The 14,621-nt window shown below is 42.5% G+C and carries 13 protein-coding genes; 1 reads left to right on the top strand and 12 read right to left on the bottom strand.

What is annotated here, in order from left to right; genetic code table 11:
- From HGJ98_RS21315 to HGJ98_RS21300, 4 genes are all read right to left on the bottom strand, one after another.
- A partial coding sequence (locus HGJ98_RS21315) for a TRAP transporter small permease (protein WP_291353784.1) occupies window positions 1–437 on the bottom strand: 437 nt, incomplete at its 3' end.
- Between the two features lie 106 nt (window positions 438–543).
- The gene (locus HGJ98_RS21310; protein ID WP_291353782.1) at window positions 544–1,575 is read right to left on the bottom strand and encodes a DctP family TRAP transporter solute-binding subunit; all 1,032 of its coding nucleotides are present in this window, start codon (window positions 1,573–1,575) and stop codon (window positions 544–546) included.
- Window positions 1,576–1,700: 125 nt separating this feature from the next.
- Window positions 1,701–2,396, bottom strand: a complete 696-nt coding sequence (locus HGJ98_RS21305; RefSeq protein WP_291353780.1) for a response regulator — start codon at window positions 2,394–2,396, stop codon at window positions 1,701–1,703.
- 45 nt (window positions 2,397–2,441) lie between these two features.
- Window positions 2,442–4,040: a sensor histidine kinase gene (locus HGJ98_RS21300; RefSeq protein ID WP_291353778.1), complete on the bottom strand. Its 1,599-nt coding sequence runs from the start codon at window positions 4,038–4,040 to the stop codon at window positions 2,442–2,444.
- Between the two features lie 277 nt (window positions 4,041–4,317).
- Here HGJ98_RS21300 and HGJ98_RS21295 point away from each other — a divergent pair, with 277 nt between their 5' ends.
- On the top strand, window positions 4,318–6,411 hold the full coding sequence (locus tag HGJ98_RS21295) for a glutamine synthetase III (RefSeq protein WP_291353776.1): 2,094 nt from the start codon (window positions 4,318–4,320) through the stop codon (window positions 6,409–6,411).
- Window positions 6,412–6,479: 68 nt separating this feature from the next.
- On the opposite strand, the gene HGJ98_RS21290 is transcribed toward HGJ98_RS21295, so the two are convergent.
- The 8 genes from HGJ98_RS21290 to HGJ98_RS21255 all read right to left on the bottom strand — a co-directional run bounded on the left by HGJ98_RS21290 (window position 6,480) and on the right by HGJ98_RS21255 (window position 14,534).
- Window positions 6,480–8,036, bottom strand: a complete 1,557-nt coding sequence (locus HGJ98_RS21290; protein WP_291353774.1) for an FAD-dependent oxidoreductase — start codon at window positions 8,034–8,036, stop codon at window positions 6,480–6,482.
- Between the two features lie 27 nt (window positions 8,037–8,063).
- Window positions 8,064–8,810: a succinate dehydrogenase iron-sulfur subunit gene (gene sdhB / locus HGJ98_RS21285; protein ID WP_291353772.1), complete on the bottom strand. Its 747-nt coding sequence runs from the start codon at window positions 8,808–8,810 to the stop codon at window positions 8,064–8,066.
- Window positions 8,803–10,566, bottom strand: a complete 1,764-nt coding sequence (gene sdhA / locus HGJ98_RS21280) for a succinate dehydrogenase flavoprotein subunit (protein ID WP_291353770.1) — start codon at window positions 10,564–10,566, stop codon at window positions 8,803–8,805. Before sdhA ends, sdhB begins: the two co-directional genes overlap by 8 nt.
- Window positions 10,567–10,578: 12 nt before the next feature.
- The gene (locus HGJ98_RS21275; protein ID WP_291353768.1) at window positions 10,579–11,184 is read right to left on the bottom strand and encodes a succinate dehydrogenase; all 606 of its coding nucleotides are present in this window, start codon (window positions 11,182–11,184) and stop codon (window positions 10,579–10,581) included.
- A 106-nt stretch (window positions 11,185–11,290) separates the two neighbouring features.
- On the bottom strand, window positions 11,291–11,770 hold the full coding sequence (locus HGJ98_RS21270; protein WP_291353766.1) for a DUF1847 domain-containing protein: 480 nt from the start codon (window positions 11,768–11,770) through the stop codon (window positions 11,291–11,293).
- A 311-nt stretch (window positions 11,771–12,081) separates the two neighbouring features.
- Window positions 12,082–12,300 carry a hypothetical protein gene (locus tag HGJ98_RS21265; protein WP_291353764.1) on the bottom strand — a complete coding sequence of 73 codons (219 nt, stop codon included), beginning with the start codon at window positions 12,298–12,300 and terminating at the stop codon, window positions 12,082–12,084.
- Window positions 12,301–12,613: 313 nt separating this feature from the next.
- A complete protein-coding gene (locus tag HGJ98_RS21260) occupies window positions 12,614–12,931 on the bottom strand; it encodes a hypothetical protein (RefSeq protein ID WP_291353762.1) in 318 nt (105 codons plus the stop codon).
- A 37-nt stretch (window positions 12,932–12,968) separates the two neighbouring features.
- Window positions 12,969–14,534 (bottom strand): methylenetetrahydrofolate reductase C-terminal domain-containing protein, encoded by a 1,566-nt coding sequence (locus tag HGJ98_RS21255; protein ID WP_291353760.1) that lies wholly within the window; start codon window positions 14,532–14,534, stop codon window positions 12,969–12,971.
- Window positions 14,535–14,621 lie beyond the last annotated feature (87 nt).

The following is a 14,621-nucleotide window of genomic DNA, read 5'->3' as shown; positions in this document are numbered from 1 at the left end:
ACAAATCGAAACGTCAAAAGCGCTCCGGTCAGCGGAAGAATACTGTAAACCATATATAGGGGAATTCCAACGTCAGTAGATACTTGCCCTGTGTTGTGTGTGAAAGAAACCAATTTGTAGCCGTAATATCCCAAGAAAACGCTAAATGTGATTCCTACTGTGTGCGCGAACGTCGTAACATAGTGCTGCACACGCTTCGGCAGGACATTAAATAACATATCCACTTTGATGTGATGGTCGTTTCGTAAGGCAACACTCGTTCCAATTAACGTCCCCCAAATAATCATATACTGAGAAATCTCATCAACCCAAGAGCGCGCATCATTAAATACATAGCGCATAACGACACCGTAGAAAATTATCCCAACACCTGCTGCAAGAAGCCCCCCTGAAATGATGTCCTCAAGAAATTCAAAGACTTGCCAAAACCTTTTCATAATCTCACCCCTTGCTATTATTAATGAAGTCGTTAGAGAATCTATAGATAAGGACTATACCAAGATTCTTAATAGTCCTTCCCACCTCCTTAAATCCGGTATTATATTAATTTTCTATTGGTTCACACTGTTTTTTCACATTAGATAGGAATTCGGGGCCGATTTCTTGTTCTAATTTTCTATAGACAGGCAAGAAGCTATCTTTCCAAATACTTTTTTCCGAAGTGGTAAGTGAGTAAATTTTCAGTTTTTCCCGCTTCTGAAGTTCAAGTAATTGCTCTTCATTTAATTCGCGTGCCTTTGCCCTTTCCCATTGAGTTACCTCTGATAACGTATCCTCCAGTAGTTCACGAGCTTGACTCGGAAGTTGATTCCATAATTCTTGATTTACAATAACGGCATATCCTAGAAACCCATGCTGACTGAGTGTTAAATACTCTTGCACTCGATCAAAGTCTTTTGTGTAGATATTAGAGATGGTATTTTCTTGTCCTTGAACTCGTCCTTCTTCTAATGACTTATATACATCATTAAACGGAAGAAAGAGGGCATCGGCTCCAAAGGTATAAAATTGTTCTTCTAAAATCCCTTGGGACATAATCCTGAATCGCAGCCCTTCTAAATCCCTGGGTTTGATGATAGGATGTTCGTTATTCGTCAAGTGTTTAAATCCGTTATCCCACATGGCCAATCCCAACATATTCTTCTCTTGTAGCTGATTAAGTAACTCCTTACCTACTGGCCCATCCATTATTCGATGAACACTATCCAAATCTGTGAATAAATACGGAAGATCCCAGATCTGCCATTGGGGAAAAAGTTGGGAGACTTTAGAGGTTGCTGGAGCAATCATTTGCACATCTCCTCGGTTAAGTGCCTCAAACTCTTCACCATCTTTAAACAATTGAGAGTTTGGAAACACTTGAACTTCGATTGAACCACTGGATCGTTCCGAAATGAGCTGAGCAAAACGGAAGGCGGCCAATCCTTTGGGAGTATTCTCCTCTACAACATGTGAAAACTTAATGATTATCTTTTCTTTTTTATTTACTTGTTGTCCATCTATAACTCTTTTATCACATCCCGATACTCCTAAGACAAGGATAATGATTAAAGAAATCCAACACTTTTTTAACATCTTAGTACTCCTTTACACATAATTGAATATTTTTAGTTTAATTTATTTTCAGACTATTCTCAATATTTTTGTTCCTTTTGATATTTATGGTCATATTGGTCTAAATACACAAAAAAAATTGTACCCTAAAGTACAATTTTATATTTGTTAATTGGCCTGCCTACAGATCCATATTGAGTTTCAAGTAGAACACGGTCAATTTTTTCTAGATACTCCAAGTACCTTCGTGCAGTAACCCTCGCTAAACCAGCCCCTTCTGCGACTTCTTCTGCTGAAAGCCCAACTTGACTCTCTTTAAGAAAATTATAAACTTGTTGGAGAGTAATTTCTCGTAACCCTTTAGGTAATTCCTCTCGGCTTCTGCTGTATGGAGTTTCATTATTGGGTAGAATTTTGATCAAACGATCTAGATCCTTTTGATTCATTTCCCCTCGATTCTTAAATTGTTCGGAATAAGTAAGGTAATTCTTTAAGGCAGCATTGATTCGTTCAAATTTAAACGGTTTAATAATGTAGTCTACGACACCGAAACGCAAACCCGCTTGAACGGTTGTGACATCTTGAGCTGCAGTAATTAAAATGATATCCGTCGGTATCCCCTGACGACGTATCTCACGAAGAATTTGAATTCCATTCGTATCCGGCAGGTAAATATCTAAAATTACTAGGCGAGGCCTCAGCTTTTGGATAATTTCAAGTGCCTGTTTCCCTGTTTTTGCTTTACCTCTAATCCGGAAGCCACCAACTCGTTTAATAAATCCTTCATTGACTTCCATTACCATGGGATCATCTTCAACTAACACTAGGTCAATTGGATTCATCGTTGTTCCCCTCCTTATAGAACTTTTTAAAGTGATCTTCAGGCACTATAATAGTTTAGAACTTTTTAGGGGTATCTTGATACCAAAACGCGTACCCCAGTTTCCAGACTCCAGCTCAATGGTTCCATCCAGCCTTTCGACTGTTTGTTTTACTAAAGCAAGACCAATTCCTCGATTTTCTGTACCTTTCGTTGAAAAACCCCATTGGAAGACTTTCAATAAGTTTTCCGACGGTATCCCTTCCCCTGTATCTTCAACGCTAATAATCAATTCTGTCTCCTCTTGTTTGATACGACAATGCACCTCACATAATTCCCTACCCACAACCGCTTCCATAGCATTCTCCAGTAAATTCCCTAATATGAGTGTTACTATATTACTTTCAAGGTTTTCAGGTAATTCCCCTAAATTGGAATCTTGATCAAAATAAACTTCGACCTTAAGCTCTTTGCCGCGGTTGTATTTTCCTAAAAGTAAGCCGGCCACACTTGAATCTTTAATATTCTGACTTAAGAATCTAGTTACTTCCTGTTGCTCCTCGGTCACTTTGTAAACATAATCCATTGCTTCCTGAGCTTTATTTAACTGGATTAGACCAGCGATGGTGTGCAATTTATTCAGAGATTCATGGTTTTGTACCCTTAGAGCTTCAATAAATGCTCTCACACCTGTTAGCTCCTCAGCCATTTTACGTACTTCTGTTTTGTCTTTAATCGTAATCACTTGCCCTACGACCTGGTCCTTAACTCTCACCGGGAGAAAATTGATTAGAACCCATGTTTGATTGAGCAGAAGTTCCGTGGTTTCCGAAGGATCTCTTGTTTCTAGAAGGTCAATAAGAACTCTGAACACCTCGAGATCATTTAGATGAAGTCCGATGATGTTATCATTTGGAGAGATACCGGCAATACGGCAGGCTTTTTTATTACTCACCGTAATCCGGTTTTCAATATCCAACGCTACGACCCCTTCATCCATCGCTTGGAAAATGGCTACTCGTTCCTCTAACATTCTAGCAATTTCATTCGGTTCAAGGTAGAACATATTCTTTTTGATGTTTCTCGCTAAATAAAAGGAACCTAGGATTCCAAGGGCTAGCCCCACCAATAAAGAAGAATAGAGCTGAATTCTTAATGTACTGATAATACCTCTAATGGTCGGAACAATTATTCCTACTGCTACGACTCCAACTTGACGTGTACCTTCATCGGCCAGTACGGGTTCAAATGCACGCACGGACGGGCCCATAACCCCAACTGCCTGAGAAAGATATTCCTTTCTTTTTAGTGATGGTCCTTCATCCCCATCATTAAAAGGCGTTCCGATCCGATCTAAATAGGGATGAGAATAACGTATTCTTTCCATATTAAAGATAACGATATATTCAACTCCTGTTGCGATACGTATTCTCTCGGCAAGGGGTTGAATTACCTTTGAACCTTCTGCTTTACTTAAATTTTCTTGTACTTCTCGTAATTGAGCTACCGTCCGGGCAATTGCCATCGCCCGATACCCAATTTCCTGTTCCATCTTGTGTGAAATAAAGTTAACAAAGATTACTCCTACTAAAAAGACAGATAATAATACCAGAAAGAATGAGAGAATAGCAATTTTCGTTCCCAATTTAAAATGGGGTCTGCTCAAGAGGAAACCTCCTGCCTAAAAAATCAGAATAATATATATTTATTCGATAATTTATTCTGCAATTCCTTCAATAAAAATTTTATATTTCTGCTTCTTTTATACTGTATTCTTTGGAAATTTCTCTTGTCAGATGACTAATAAAGTGTTAAATTAAAGTATATTCCAACGGAGCAATGGCGCTCCTTGAAGATTTAGGAATAATCTTTGAGGGCGTCTTTTTGTTATTACCAAGATTAATCAATAGAGAATTAAACAATTAGGAAGGGGAAATCAACTAATGGATATCTTTGGGGAAAACGTCTTTAATGACGCAGTGATGAGAAAACGTTTACCGAAAGCAGCCTATAAATCTTTGCGAAAAACAATCGAAGGTGGACTTCCGCTTGATCCAAGTGTCGCTGAAATTGTTGCTAATGCTATGAAGGATTGGGCAATTGAAAAGGGTGCAACACATTTTACTCACTGGTTTCAACCCTTAACTGGCATTACCGCTGAGAAACATGATTCCTTTATCTCACCAACCATGCATGGTCTAGTAGGCATGGAATTCTCGGGTAAGGAACTGATTCAAGGGGAGCCGGATGCCTCCTCCTTTCCTAATGGCGGCATTCGAGCTACATTTGAAGCGAGAGGGTACACCTCCTGGGACTGCACCTCTCCTGCTTTTCTAAAAGAAGATGCTGGAGTCTTGACCTTATGTATCCCTACTGCTTTCTGCTCCTATACAGGGGAAGCACTTGACAAGAAAACGCCGCTTCTGCGATCTATGCAGGCTCTTAACAAACAAGCATTACGAATTTTGCGACTCTTTGGAAATACTACAACTACTCAGGTCACCAGTACGGTTGGAGCAGAGCAGGAGTATTTTCTTATCGATAAAAAGTTCTACGACAAACGCTTAGATCTCATGCTTAGTGGACGGACTCTATTCGGGGCTATGCCCCCTAAAGGTCAGGAAATGGATGATCATTACTTTGGCAGCTTAAAAGCACGGGTTGCTGCATTCATGCATGATTTAAACATTGAATTGTGGAAACTGGGTGTTCTGGCTAAAACCCAGCATAATGAAGTGGCCCCTGGTCAATTTGAACTGGCACCGATCTTCGGGACAACAAATATCGCGACTGACCATAACCAACTCGTTATGGATAGCATGAAAAAAGTGGCTCTCCGCCATGACATGGTATGTTTGCTTCATGAAAAACCGTTTGCCGGAGTCAATGGTTCCGGTAAACATAACAACTGGTCTATGTCCACCGATGATGGCCTGAACCTCCTAGACCCTGGCCATAACCCTCATGAGAACTTTCAATTTCTTACAATTCTTTGCGCTATTATTAAAGCCGTCGACGATTATGCTGAACTTCTGCGAGTCTCCGCCGCCATGCCTGGCAATGACCACCGTCTCGGGGCCAACGAAGCTCCCCCCGCAATAATTTCTATCTTCCTTGGTGATCAACTCACAGATATCCTTGAACAATTGCAAAATGGAGATATCACACATTCCCTCCAAGGAGAAAAAATGGCCAGCGGCGTAGAAACTTTACCCGCCTTCCATAAAGATTCAACCGATCGAAATCGGACCTCTCCCTTCGCCTTTACCGGAAACAAATTTGAGTTCCGAATGGTAGCCTCTTCCCAATCTATTTCAGGTCCCAACGTAGTGCTTAACACAATTTTTGCAGAAGTTTTCTCCCAGTTCGCAGATCACTTAGAGCAAGCTGAAGACTTTGATCAAGCCCTTCTCGAACTTCTAAAGAAAACCGTTGCAAACCACAAACGTATTCTATTTGATGGAAATGGCTACAGTAGGGAATGGGTTGAAGAAGCCGCTAGACGAGGACTTCCCAATATATCATCAACGGTTGATTCTGCCCTTGTTCTCCTGCGTGAATCAACAGTCGAACTGTATAAGAAACACGGCGTTTTAAACCGAACCGAGCTGGAATCACGTTATGAGATTAACCTAGAGCGATATTGCAAACAGATTAATATTGAGGCTCTGACCATGATCGACATGGCCAAGCATCTGATTATTCCAGCAGGTGTAAAATATTCTACTCAGCTGGCAAATTCTATCAATGCAATCAAATCTGCATCTAGTGCTGTCGATATTTCCGTCCAAGAAAACCTCCTGATCGATCTTTGTTCGACCCTAGCTTCCTTCAGATCAAACTTAGAAGCTCTGGAAAAAGATATTCAAGGTGCGAACTCTATCCCCGATGATGCTTACACTATAGGTGTCTATTACCGTGATGTGGTCTTTCAAGCAATGAAGGCCCTTAGGACGGATGGGGATAAGCTCGAAACCATGATAGACGCAGAGCTTTGGCCGTTACCCACCTATGCTCAAATGTTATATATGCTCTAATAACCCAAGGAAAACAGGGGGACAGGTGAGTTGTTTCGAAACAACTCACCTGTCCCCCTGTTTCGGCCTTAACTACACCGCTGTAAAGCTGCATCCACCATCAAATTTGCTGCCATGACCATCATTTTTTGTTCACAGTAGTGTAGTAAATCTCCATAGGTTCTAAGAGACATCAAATTCAACCGTTCCTCGATGCTCATCAAATCTACTTTGGCTTGCTGCAAACCTTTGTCGGAACGGATCACACCTAGATGCAGTCCCATCAAACGTTTCAAATCCAGCTTGACTTCCTTCCAGGAGGCCGCGGCTTCTAGATTAGTAGAAAGATTAGGAGAAAGCTCTGGACCAGACCACCGCCCAAATTTAGCTTCGAGGAATTCACCTATGAATCGGCCGCTCCAAGTTCCCATTTTACGTCCTTCGCTTTCAGTTCCTGCCCACCTTCCAGCTCGCCGACCAAACACAACTGCTTCAGTCAAAGCATTACCCGCCAAACGGTTTGCTCCATGCACCCCTCCAGATGCTTCTCCACAAACCCATAAACCTGGTATAGAACTGCGACATTTTGGATCAATAGTAATGCCGCCATTCATAAAATGCTGAGCAGGTGCCACCTCGATCTTTGTTTCACCTTGAAGAACCGTCCAAATATCCGGGTAGTTTTTAATCATTACTTCTTGTGCAATATTGGAGAAATCGACATAGACACCGCCACGGTCCGTGCCCCTTCCCCTTAAAATTTCCTCAAAATTTGCTCTTGCCATAACGTCTCTAGTGGCCATATCCGCTTGATGAGAATAGCGTGCCATATACGCTTCACCAAGTCCATTTCTTAGAACAGCTCCATCTGCAAAGGGTGCTGTCGAAATCACTAGCCGGGGAGTGGCAACTGTTACAGTCGGATGAAATTGGATAAATTCCATATCTCTAGTAGTCGCTCCTGCCAAATAGCCAAGAGCAAAACTGTCTCCACATACATCACTGGTATTTGTAGTGAGCTCAAAGAGACCTCCCGCCCCTCCCCCGGCTAAGACCACTGAGCCAGCATGCAGTATGTATACTATTGCCTCCTTTTTATCCAACCCAATGGCCCCACGTACTCGACCATTGTCTACTAACAGGCTGACAATTAAGACATTTTCCATAAACTCTACGCCAAGCTCTTTGGCTCTTTCCGCTAAGGGGACAGATAAACCTAGTCCTAGAGTTCGGTTGGATTTGGATACTCCAACTGCCCGAACCGTACGAAAGCGAGAATGACCTGGTGAACCTTTAATGAGTAGGTCATCCTTGTCCTTTTGAAACTCTACCCCTTGCTCCATTAGCCAAGAAATAGCCCCAGCAGCTTCCGATGCTAAAATTTGCACTAAAGCTCGATCATTGAGGTTAGCTCCACCTGCCATGGTATCCTCAATATATCTCTCTACCGAATCATCGGTTCGAAGACCGTTCCACACTACAGACATATTATTTTGAGTAATAACCGTATTTCCAGAGCGCCCTGCTTTTCCTTTACTTACCAAGGTGACCATATGTCCTGTTCCAGCGGCTTCCACTGCAGCACTTAGCCCTGCCAAGCCTCCGCCGATTATCAAGATATCCGTAGTAATTTGCCGTATTAACATAAGTATCTATCCTTCCCAAGGGTTATTCTATTTGTTAAACCAACTCTTAATTCCGTGGAACGTAGTAGCACGATTAAGACGGGCAATCGAACGAGTCAGTGGAACCTCTTTGGGACAGACTTTAATACAGTTTTGGGCATTGCCACAATCCGCAATCCCCCCTTCAGTCATTAAAGCCTCGAGTCTCCTCTCTCTTTGCAGAGCTCCGGTGGGATGAGAATTCATCAAATCTACCTGGGCAATCGGTGCGGGACCGATGAATTTAGACTTGGGGTTTACATTCGGACAGGCTTCCATACAACAGCCACAAGTCATGCATTTAGAAAGAGCATACGCTTGCTCCTGAACTTTCGGAGGAACTCTGGGTCCCGGACCCATATCATGAGTGCCATCAACCTCGATCCAAGCTTTAACTTTACGCAGATTCTCAAACATAACCTTGCGATCTACAACCAGGTCACGAACCACTGGAAACTTTGAAAGAGGAGCTAAATGAATGGGTTGGGGCAGCTGATCGACTAGAGCTGAACAGGCTTGGCGGGCTTGACCATTGATCACCATTGTACACGCACCACAGACTTCCTCTAGGCAGTTACAATCCCAAGCAACCGGCGTGGTCACCTCCCCTTTGGCATTGAGAGGATTTTTCTGGATTTCCATAAGGGCTGCAACTACATTGATTTTAGGAAAATAGGGTATCAAAAACTCCTCCATGTAGTCAGCGGCCTTAGGGTTTGCTTGGCGTTTTATCACTAATCGAATATCCTTAGACATTTTGTACAGTCACCTCTTTCGCCACATCGTAGCGTCGCTTGCGTGGTTTTATGAAGCTCGTGTCAACAGGATCATAACTAAAGCGCGGGCCATTTGCCGTCCATTCTGCTTTAGTAGTTTTAAGCCAATTCTCATCATCACGGTCCGGATAATCCGGTTTATAATGGGCACCCCGACTCTCATTGCGGTGATAGGCTCCTAGTGTAATAACTCTAGCCAGAGAGAGCATTCCCCAAAGACGACGGGTAAAGGGAACAATCTGATTCCCCCATTCCGCACCATTACCCACTCCAATAGTTCTATAACGTTCCATAAGTTCTTGGATCTTTTGGTCAGTAGCCAATAGTCGGTCGTTATTGCGAACCACGGTGACATTATCCACCATCCACTCGCCAAGTTCCTGGTGCAATTTATACGGATTTTCCTTCCCCTGCATTGCGAACAAAGCCTTCTGTTTAATAATTTCCTCCTCTTTAGCTCGCCCAAATAGAGACCCAGGCAAGTCGTTACACCGTTGCTTAAGTCCATTGCTATACTCGAAGGCTTTAGGTCCAACCACCATTCCGGCATATATGGCAGCCACTAACGAGTTACCCCCTAAGCGATTGGCACCGTGGTACTGATACTCACACTCTCCTGCGGCAAATAAACCCGGTATGTTGGTCATTTGGTTATAATCAACCCATAGGCCACCCATGGAGTAATGCACAGCCGGAAACGTCTCCATGGGAACCTTGCGCGGATCATCTCCAATGAACTTTTCATATATGTCAACAACTCCAGCAAGTTTGCGATCAATATCATGGGGATCTAAATGGGTAATATCTAGATAAACTTTATTTTCTCCCTCCACACCCAGCTTCATATCTACACAGACTTTAAAGATCGCCCGGGTGGCGATATCTCTAGGTACCATGTTCCCATAGGCCGGATACCAATCCTCCAAGAAATACCAGGGCTTTCCATCTTTATAGACCCAGACACGCCCACCATCCCCCCTGATGGATTCGGACATCAACCGGAGTTTATCCCTCCCTGGGATAGCTGAAGGATGAATTTGAACAAACTCACCATTTGCGTAGGTTGCTCCTTGCATATAAGCAGAGGCAGCCGCAAACCCTGTATTGATCGTCGAATTCGTACTACGGACATAGATCATGCCCGGGCCACCTGTGGCTAAAATCACTGCATCGGCTGGAAAAACTTGAATATCAAGACTCTTCATGTCTTGCACAACCGCTCCCCTGCAACACCCTTCGTCGTCACGTACTAGGGAAAGCAATTCCCATTCTTCATAGCGAGTGACCAACCCTTCATCTTCATAACGGCGGACCTGTTCATCCAGAGCGTATATCAACTGTTGACCAGTGGTAGCCCCAGCAAAAACCGTCCGGGAGTATTTCGCACCCCCTAACCGACGAACATCTAGAAATCCTTCCGGAGTCCTATTAAACTGCACTCCCATTCGGTCCATTAAATAGATAATACTCGGAGCTGCTTCAATCATATTTTTCACTGGAGTTTGGTTCGCCAAGAAATCTCCACCGTATATGGTGTCATCAAAATGTTCCCAGGTCGAATCCCCTTCTCCTTTAGTGTTAACCGCCGCATTGATCCCCCCTTGTGCACATACTGAGTGAGAACGCTTGCAGGGAACTAACGAAAATAAATCGACTTTTTGACCACGCTCAGCTAACTTGATTACTGACATTAGGCCGGCGAGGCCTCCCCCTATCACAATTACTTTTCCGCTCATCTCCCCGACCTCCTAAATGAAGGCTAGCAGGGCGTTAATCCCTACAGCCGTCAGTATTATAAATACAGCAAAGCAAGCATAAGCCGCTGTTCTCTGGGCCTGTTCTCCCACAGTAATTCCCCAGGAAGCTAGAAATGACCACAGCCCGTTGGCAAAATGGACGAAGGAAGCAAGCAGTCCAATCAAGTAAAGTACAAGAATGACGGGCTGATTCAACGCTGTCGCCACAAACTCGAACGTGATACTATTGCTAATCACGCCCTCGGAAAATCGCAGTACGACAACATGCCAAGTTACAAACATCAAGGTGATTACGGCAGATACTCTTTGCATATAAAACAGCCAGTTGCGAAAATATCGATAGTTCTCAATGTTATTTCTGGTAAGATAAACAACCCATATTCCATAAAATGCATGGTACAGAATTGGTATAAAAATGACAACCAGCTCTAAAAACCATAAGTAGGGGATATTGTGTAAGAGTGAAACCCCACGGTTAAAATTCTCCTGCCCTAAAGTAGCCATGGAATTGATAAACATATGGACCATCAAGAAAATGCCTAGCGGAAGAATCCCGGATAAGGAATGAAGTTTGCGCCGGAAAAATGAATGGCTCATTTGAAATCCTCCTTTCACTTGCCGTCAAATCTTTCCCGAAGATATACTCATATCATTACTGACTCTCGTCTCCTTATTTTAGCGAAGCAACTATGACGAAAAGACGTTATAATTGCCGGCGCCAGTAATTAGAGTAGATAGCCCCTAAGGGATTATGGGCAAGAACTCGGTCTTTGACGACTAAGGTAGTCACCGGCGCCTCTGAATATTTTGTAAAAAGCATATCATGCCCGATACAAAGCCCGACGATGATGTTGAGCTGAGTACCTAATTTGTTCAGGTACTTAACCTGTCCGACAGGATTACAAGCTGCTTCGTAACGCTCTGGTTTAACATTTGGTATTTCATATTCTCTTTTATCAACTCCACAAATTTTGCAACAGATTGAATGAACTTTGAAGTGGCTTTCAAATATAGCAGCAATCTCTTTTGCTTCTTTACTCAAGCCCACACAAAAACCAATTCCCAGCTTTTCATAACCCATTTCCTGACAGAACTTAATTACTTCCTGAATGCGAGTCATTTTCATATAATGTTCAGCCTCTATGCGGCTTGCCATGGCTAAAATCCGTCTGTTCTCTTCCACCAGATATTCAGGTTGCTGGTACCCCTGATCATAGCAACTTTTTCCTTGATAACAAGCATTATTTAGTTTACAGTTAGCGCAGTCTATGATAATCCCTCCTCAAAACAATATAAATTAACAATTCAATGTTTTCAATCAATTCCAGCTTACTTTAAGTTTTCTTTTAGAGCAATGTTTAGGTCATATTGTTTCGTTACTTGAATAGGTGAAACAGGGGGACAGGTGCATCAAACAGGGGGACAGGTGCATCGTTTCGAAACGATGCACCTGTCCCCCTGTTTCTTTGAGAAATGAGAGAAAAGAACTGTTGACTATGTTTTTGGGATTATTTCTAGATCGTCGGGATCGTATGCAAATTCGCGAGGTATAATATCTAACCGTGCTACAATAAAAGCTCCAATTTCATCCCGATCTAACCGTACAACAGTCCCAATGCGATGATTACTTGTCTTAACACGGTCTCCTACTTGAAACTTGTGTTGGTGATTTAGAGAATTGTCTGTTTTCAATTTACGATTTAGCGCTAACATAAGCTAATATCCCCCTCTTTATTGCAAATGGTACGTAGAATTCAACGAACGTGACTCTCTCAAAATCGTGTTAGCTAAAGTACAGACTTTAGTGAATGATTTCACTTTTCTTATATAATATTTCAAAAGTCTGAAAATAACAAATTCATTTTAGTTTTAGGGGGTATAAATTCTATTGATACTCCTGGTTAAATAGGGGGACAGGTGAGTTGTTTCAAAACAACTCACCTGTCCCCCTATTCACCGAAGAAGGCTGATTGACGATCTTATTAATCGTCAATCAGCCTTCAGATTCAATCTCGAACTTAAGAGCTTATTCCTTGGTTATACTGATACTGGCATTCTGAGGCAATGCCAAACCTGCTGCCACTTCTATGGTTTTCATGATCCCGGAAACGCCTGGGCAGCTTGGATGTGGGCTATGCTTAGCAAATGCTTCATAGACCTTCCCCATATGGAGTTTCTTGAAAATCTCTTGGAAGGCATCAACTTCATCTAGCTCTTTAGCTATCTTCTGGTAATTCGGACAATCACTGGTTATTTCCAATTTTACCTTCTGATTATCATCACTTACAGCCTTCACATTGATTGTGAAACCACATACTCCTGCTTTGATTACCCCTGTTACCATACTATCTCCTTTATCTCCTCTAACTACTAATTACTAATTACTTTTTGATTTTACTTTCTGGGCGTTTGATCCCTAAAATCGGTGCCGAGTGGTCTTTTCCTAAGTAGAAATTAGACCAAGAGGACGTCTGATAGAAATCCCAGTTGGCAGGTGGTACTGGAGGAACGTCTAATGTGTGTTCTTCCCCATATTTTTTAAGCCTTGCATAAGCTCTAACCCACACGCATTTCTTCTCTTTCGGGAAAACTTCACACCAGCCATCCAAACTTCCACCACAAGCTCCGTTACGTTGGTTTTTGGGACATTGGGACATGGGGCAAAGATAGCCTATATCCAAAATGGCACAATCGCCGCAGTCCTTACAATCAAGCATGACGACTTTGGCAATATGCTCAACCGCATGAAGTCTCTTTTCAGCTTTTTTCTTACCCTCAGCTGCACGATACATACTGCGCATCACAGGGAAGAGCATCTTATTAGGAGTAAACATGAGACTGTGCATTCCTCTCATCATTGAGTTCATAAAACCAGCAGGGGCGTCTAAAGGTCGATTAGCACGATTCGCAGGGCGATCTGTATTCAAACCTGTCTTCTCGTCTTTTTCGAAGTAATAGAAGCCATTGTTTTGAGGATAATCAAACTCCTTGATGTAGTCTTGCCAATTCGCACTGAGTTCTTCACCTTTATCAATGATGTATTCCACTTGCTCGTATTTAAGATTGTGCCCGCCGATATGAACTCCGGCAAAGCCCATCCCTTTCATAAAGGCATACATTTTAGCAGCTCTCAACATCCGTTGTCCGACCCCTTTATCGGCTGCAGTTTTTTCTTCATTAAGCTCTGCTAATAATTTGTCTGTAACAACACAACCAGGCAATTTGTTTTGGTTCATAACATTGGCTGCACCATAAGGGAGAACATAAATGTTTCCTACGACTGGAACATCCAGGTTGTTAACTTTCAAGAACTGTAGAACTTCATGACATTTACGCGCATCATATCCAAGCTGGGTAACAATAAATTGTGCGCCACCTTGAATTTTCTTTTTTAACTTATAGTACTGAACCATCAGCTCTGCCTCAGTAGACTTGAAGGGGGAAACAGCTGCGCCGGCAAAAAAGTCACTAGGTGCATGATAAGTAGGCCCCTTCATACCTTGTACTTCTAAGCCTTTATTCATTTCTGTAATTAGTTGTAAGGTGTTAGAAGGATCAAGGTCAAAGACCGGCTTAGGACGTCCTTTAAACCCGGAATAAGTATAGTCCCCAGTCATTACTAGTAGATTTCGAACGTTTGCACGATCTAAGGCATACAATTGGCTTTCCATTTGGTTCCGGTTTTTGTCCTTACATGTAAAATGAACCAATGGTTCAATTCCCAATTTTAGAATTTCCATTCCCAAGTAATCCGCCAGAATTGCTGGATTACCTCCCGGGTTATCCGTGATGGTAAGTGCATGGATCCTGCCACCTTTTGCAGCTTGCTCCGCTGAAGCAATCGCAGTTTGTTGAGCTTTTTCGTTGGCACCTCTTCCCGGTACAAGTTCCCATGTCACAGATAGGGTGTTTTTGTCAAGCAGCGATTCTTTGAATTTATTTTCCATTACTCAGTTCCTCTCCCTTATAACAAATATTTTCTGGAGATTGTCCTTTTATTCTCTAACCATTATAACTCTTCTTGGACAATATTT

It is taken from the genome of Desulfosporosinus sp. (genome assembly GCF_014237355.1).
Taxonomy (GTDB): domain Bacteria; phylum Bacillota; class Desulfitobacteriia; order Desulfitobacteriales; family Desulfitobacteriaceae; genus Desulfosporosinus.
Note: the sequence above shows the minus strand (reverse complement) of the source record. Positions and strands in the feature narration are given on the sequence as shown.